This window comes from Longimicrobium sp. (assembly GCF_036280135.1).
Lineage (GTDB): Bacteria > Gemmatimonadota > Gemmatimonadetes > Longimicrobiales > Longimicrobiaceae > Longimicrobium.
Window position 1 is genome coordinate 1 of the sequence record NZ_DASURI010000678.1, and the last position, 5,061, is coordinate 5,061.

General features: G+C 74.5%; 4 protein-coding genes. All 4 read left to right on the forward strand.

Annotated elements, in window-relative coordinates:
• On the forward strand, positions 1-793 hold a 793-nt coding region (locus VFZ20_RS21990; protein WP_329686097.1), incomplete at its 5' end, for a M20/M25/M40 family metallo-hydrolase.
• Between the two features lie 678 nt (positions 794-1,471).
• Complete coding sequence (locus VFZ20_RS21995) at positions 1,472-1,696, forward strand: MbtH family protein (protein WP_329686098.1); 225 nt, start codon at positions 1,472-1,474, stop codon at positions 1,694-1,696.
• Positions 1,697-1,746: 50 nt separating this feature from the next.
• Entirely contained in the window at positions 1,747-2,043 is a 297-nt protein-coding gene (locus VFZ20_RS22000) for a hypothetical protein (protein WP_329686099.1), read from the forward strand.
• Between the two features lie 23 nt (positions 2,044-2,066).
• The coding region (locus VFZ20_RS22005) for an AMP-binding protein (protein ID WP_329686100.1) at positions 2,067-5,061 on the forward strand (2,995 nt) is incomplete at its 3' end.

A 5,061-nucleotide genomic window follows, 5' to 3' on the forward strand; every position in this document is an offset into this window, starting at 1 on the left:
GTCCGGCATCCGCCCCGGCGCCGTCATCCTGGGCGAGGCCACGGGGCTGGACCTGTGCACGGGGCACCGCGGGCACGCGGAGCTGGCCGTGGAGATCCACGGCGTCGCGGCCCACGCCAGCACGCCGGAGCGGGGGCGCAACCCCAACGACCTGCTGCCGCACGTCCTTCTCGCCCTCCGCGACCTGTCCGACGCGCAGCCGTCGCACACCGTCCTGGGCGCGGCGACGCTGACGCCGACGGTCATCGAGGTGTGGCCGCGGAGCGGGAACGTGGTGCCCGACCGCGTGCGCATCACGCTGGACTGGCGGGTGCTGCCGGGCTGGGACGAGGCCGAGGCGCTGGAGCAGATCCGCTCCGCCATCGCCGCGCGGGTGCCGTCCGTCGAGGGGATGCGGGTGGACGTGCTGCCCGGGCGCGCGCGGTTCCAGGCGTGGACGGGCTACGAGGAAGAGAACAGCAACTTCACGCCGGGCTTCCTGCTGGACGACGATCATCCGCTGGTGGTCGCGGCGGGGCGGACGCTGCGCCAGGTGCTGGGGCACGAGCCGGAGATCCGCCCGTGGAAGTTCGGCACGGACGGCGGGCACAGCTGCGGGACGCACGGCGTGCCGACCATCGGCTTCGCGCCGGGGCGGGAGGCGCTGGCGCACACCAACCGCGAGCGGCTGGACCTGGAGGAGGCGCGCGTCGCCTTTGACGCGTACCCGCGGCTCATCCGCGCCGTGCAGGGGGCGCTGGCGGAGGCGCGGGGGATCCCCGTCCGCGGCCTGGCCGTCCCCGCGGGCGTCTGATCCGCTTCCGCTCCGCCGTCGAAGGTCGGGCGCGGGCAGGCTTTACGGACGCGCGGCAGAGGGTCCGGATCTCCGGCTCCGGCACCGTGTGGCAGCCATCCGTCGCCCGCCGTCGAAGGGGACGGATGCGGATCAGGGGACGGCAGATGGGGCCCTCCGCGAAATCCGCGATGCGCCTCGCCGTGGCTCGGCGAGAACGCCGAGCGAATCGCCGCCCCCCGCGCCGGACTGCAGTTCAACCTCCCCCAGGGGTTCTTGGGGGAGGTGCGAGCCTACGCGAGCGGAGGGGGCGCCCACGCGGACCCCGCCACTGTGCACGAACGCAGTTTGGTTGCGGAGTGGAGGATGGTCCGCCGCACACAGCGGGTCCGGAAAACAGCTGGCGGCGGGGGCTCCCGCCCAGCGCCGCGTGGTGTTACATTAACCTTACCAGACAATAATCCGTAGGACCGTTGCATCCCGCCCCGCGATCGGGAAGCACGAGCGCTGTTCATCTTGAACCATTGCGATCCGACCGGACCGGCGGGCTTTCCTTTCCGGTCCAGTTGCGTTCAATAGGCGCCACGTCAGGCACAGAATCGCTTCTTTTTCGCACGCGTCCGGCCGTTGCCCGGACCCCTGCTCGCCTGGCGCGCGCCGCGCCGGGCGCCTTTTTCCCGACCTCTACCGGAGAACCCCATGTCGGATCAGGACCGCGAGGATACCACCATCTACACCGCGGTGGTGAACCACGAAGAGCAGTACTCCATCTGGCCGGCGGACCGCGAGCTCCCGCTGGGCTGGACCGCCGTGGGCACGCCCGGGCTCAAGCCCCAGGTGCTGGCGTGGATCGAGGAAGTGTGGACCGACATGCGCCCCCTCTCGCTGCGCAAGAAGATGGAAGAGGCGGGGATCGGGGCCTGAACGGGCCCCCTCCACACCCCGCTCACCTGTTTCGCCAGGAGATACATACGATGGCTCGCACGGGCAGCTACTGCCGGGCGTTCTACGCCCGCGAATTTGCCGGCTTCGACGCGTGGCGGCCGGACCTCTCGCGGCTGCGCACCGGCGCGGAGGGCACCCGGTCCGCACTGGAGGACGAGGACGTCCTGTACCTGCAGGAAGACTTTCGCGTGACCGACGGCGTCTACCTGGACGAGAACGTCGTCTTCGCGGACGCGGGACCCGGCTGGCGGGAGTTCTGCGCCGGCACGCTGGGCTTCGCGCCGCCCGCGGCCGAGGAGGCCGAGCCGGCCGCCGCCGCCGCGTGACCCCCGTGGGTACCCTGGTGGAGATGCTCCGGGACCGCGCCGCGCGGTTCCCGGAGCGCGCCGCGTGCGTGTTCCTGCTCGACGGCGAGCAGGAGGGCGAGTCGCTCACCTACGCCCAGCTGGACGCCCAGGCCCGCGCCGTGGCCGCGCGCCTGGCGGCCGACGGCCTGCGTGGCCAGCGCGCCCTGCTGCTGTTTCCGCCCGGGCTGGCGTTCGTGGCGGCCTACTTTGGCTGCCTGTACGCCGGGGTGGTGGCCGTCCCCGTCTATCCGCCCCGCAGCAACCGCAACCTGGACCGCGTGCAGGCCATCGTGGCCGACGCCGACGCCCGCGCCGTGCTCGCCACGGACGACGTGATCGCGTCGCTGGCCCAGCACGCCCAGGCCGCGCCCCAGCTGGCCCGCCTGCGCTGGATCGCCTGCGGTCTCGACGCCTCCGCCGCGCCCTTCGCGGACGCGGGCGTGGCGCCGGGGGACGTGGCGTTCCTGCAGTACACGTCGGGCTCCACCTCCACGCCCAAGGGCGTGCGGGTCACCCACGACAACCTGCTCGTGAACGAGCGGATGCTCCGCGACGCCTTCGGTCACCGCGAGGGGCTGGTCGTGGCGGGGTGGCTGCCCGTGTACCACGACATGGGCCTCATCGGCAACGTGCTGCACCCGCTGTTCATGGGCGGCACCTGCGTGCTCATGTCGCCCGCGGCCTTTCTCCAGCGCCCCGCGCGCTGGCTGGAGGCCGTCTCGCGCTACGGCGCCGAGACCAGCGGCGGGCCCAACTTCGCCTACGACCTGTGCGCCGAGCGCGTCTCGGCCGAGGAAAAGGCCACGCTGGACCTGGGCGGCTGGCGCGTGGCCTTCTGCGGCGCCGAGCCCGTGCGCGCGGCCACGCTGGACCGCTTCGCCGACGCGTTCGCCGAGTGCGGATTTCGGCGCGACGCGTTCTACCCCTGCTACGGCCTGGCCGAGGCCACGCTCTTCGTGAGCGGCGGCCAGCGCGAGGCACCCCACGTCGTCCGCCACTTTCGCGCGGAGGCGCTGGAGCGCGACCGCGGCGTCGCCGCCCCGGCGGACGAGGACGGCACGCTTTCCCTCGTGGGCTGCGGCTTCGCGTGGCGCGAGGGGCGCGTGGAGATCGTGCACCGCGACACGCGCCGCCCCTGCGCGCCCGGCGAGGTGGGCGAGATCTGGGCGGCCGGCCCCCACATCGCCGGCGGCTACTGGAACCGCCCCGACGCCACCGACGAGGCGTTCGGCGCGTACACGGCGGACGGCGACGGGCCGTTCCTGCGCACGGGCGACCTGGGCTTCGTGGACGGCGGCCAGCTCTTTGTCACGGGGCGCGCCAAGGACCTGGTCATCCTCCGCGGCCGCAACCTGTACCCGCAGGACATCGAGGCCGTGGCCGGCGCCGCGCACCCCGCGCTGCACCCCGGCGGCGGCGCCGCGTTCTCCGTGGACGTGGACGGCGAGGAGCGCCTGGTGATCGTCCACGAGGTGCGGCGCACGGCGCTGCGCGGGCTGGACGGCGAGGGCGTGGCGCGCCGCATCCGCGAGGAGGTGGCCGCCGCGTTCGAGGCCGGCGTGCACGACGTGGCCCTCATCGGCCCCGCCACGCTCGCCAAGACCAGCAGCGGCAAGGTGCAGCGCCAGGCCACCCGCAAGGCGTACCTGGCCGGCGTCCTGAACCGCGTGGACACGCCGGCGGATGCGTCCGCCCCCGCGCCCTCTACTCCGTCGGCCGAATCCGCCCGTCCCGCGTCCCCCGCGGAGGCGATGCTGCGGGCGGAGGCCGCGCGCGTGCTGCGCGTGTCGCCGGACGCCGTCCGCCCCGACCTCGCGCTGACGGCGCTGGGCCTGGATTCGGTCGGCGCGGCGCGGCTGGCGGCCACCCTCGAGCAGGCGGTCGGCGCGCCCATCGATCCCATCGCGCTGCTGGAGCCGCGCCCCATGGCGGAGCTCGCGGCGGAGCTGGCGTCGCTCGCGGCGCGCGGGTCCGCGCATCCGCAGGCGTCCGTGGACGCGGCGGAGGACGACGCGCCGTTCGCGCTCTCGGCCGGGCAGCGCGCGCTGTGGTTCCTGCACCGCCTGGCGCCGGAGAGCGCCGCGTACAACCTGGCCGTGGCCGTGCGCGTGCACGGAGCGCTGGATGCGGATCGCGTGGCTGCCGCCCTGCGCCAGGTCGCCGGCCGCCACGCCGCCCTGCGCACCGTGCTGGACGCGGACGAGCCCCTGCAGCGCGTCGTTTCCGCCACCGACGTATCGCTCGCGACGATTGACGCGACGGCGTGGGACGAGACGGAGCTGCGCGCGCGGCTGGACGCGGAGGCGCGCCGCCCGTTCGCCTTTGGGCAGACGCCGCCCGTGCGCGCCACGCTGTATCGCACCGCGGCGGACGCGCACGTGCTGATGCTGGCCGCGCACCACGCCGTCGTGGACTTTCGCTCGCTGGAGATCGTCTTCGACGAGTGGTTCCGGGCGATGGGCGGCGAGACGCTGGCGGACGCGGGCGCCCAGCATCCCCGCTTTATCCGCTGGCAGGACACGCTCCTGGCCGGGCCGGAGGGCGAGCGCCTGCGCCAGCGCCTGGTCGATCGTCTTGCCGGCGCGCCGACCGTCCTCGCCCTGCCGACGGACCGTCCGCGCTCGCCCGTGCGCGGCCACCGCGGCGACGCGCACGCGTTCGCGCTGGATCCCGCCCTGGCCGCGCGCGTGGGCGAGCTGGCCCGGGCAGAGGGCGTGACGCCGTACGTGGTGCTCATGGCCGCGTACCAGGTGCTGCTGGCGCGCTGGAGCGGCCAGGACGACTTCCTCGTGGGCTCACCCGCGTCCGGCCGCACGCGGCCGGAGTTCGGCGGGACGGTGGGCTACCTCGTCAATCCCGTCGTGCTGCGCGCGCGGCTGGACGGCGCGCCCACGTTCCGCGCGTTCCTGGCCCGCACGCGCGACGAGGCGCTGGCCGCCCTGGGCACGCAGGCGTACCCGTTCGAGCGGCTGGTGGAGCAGCTGCACCCCGAGCGCG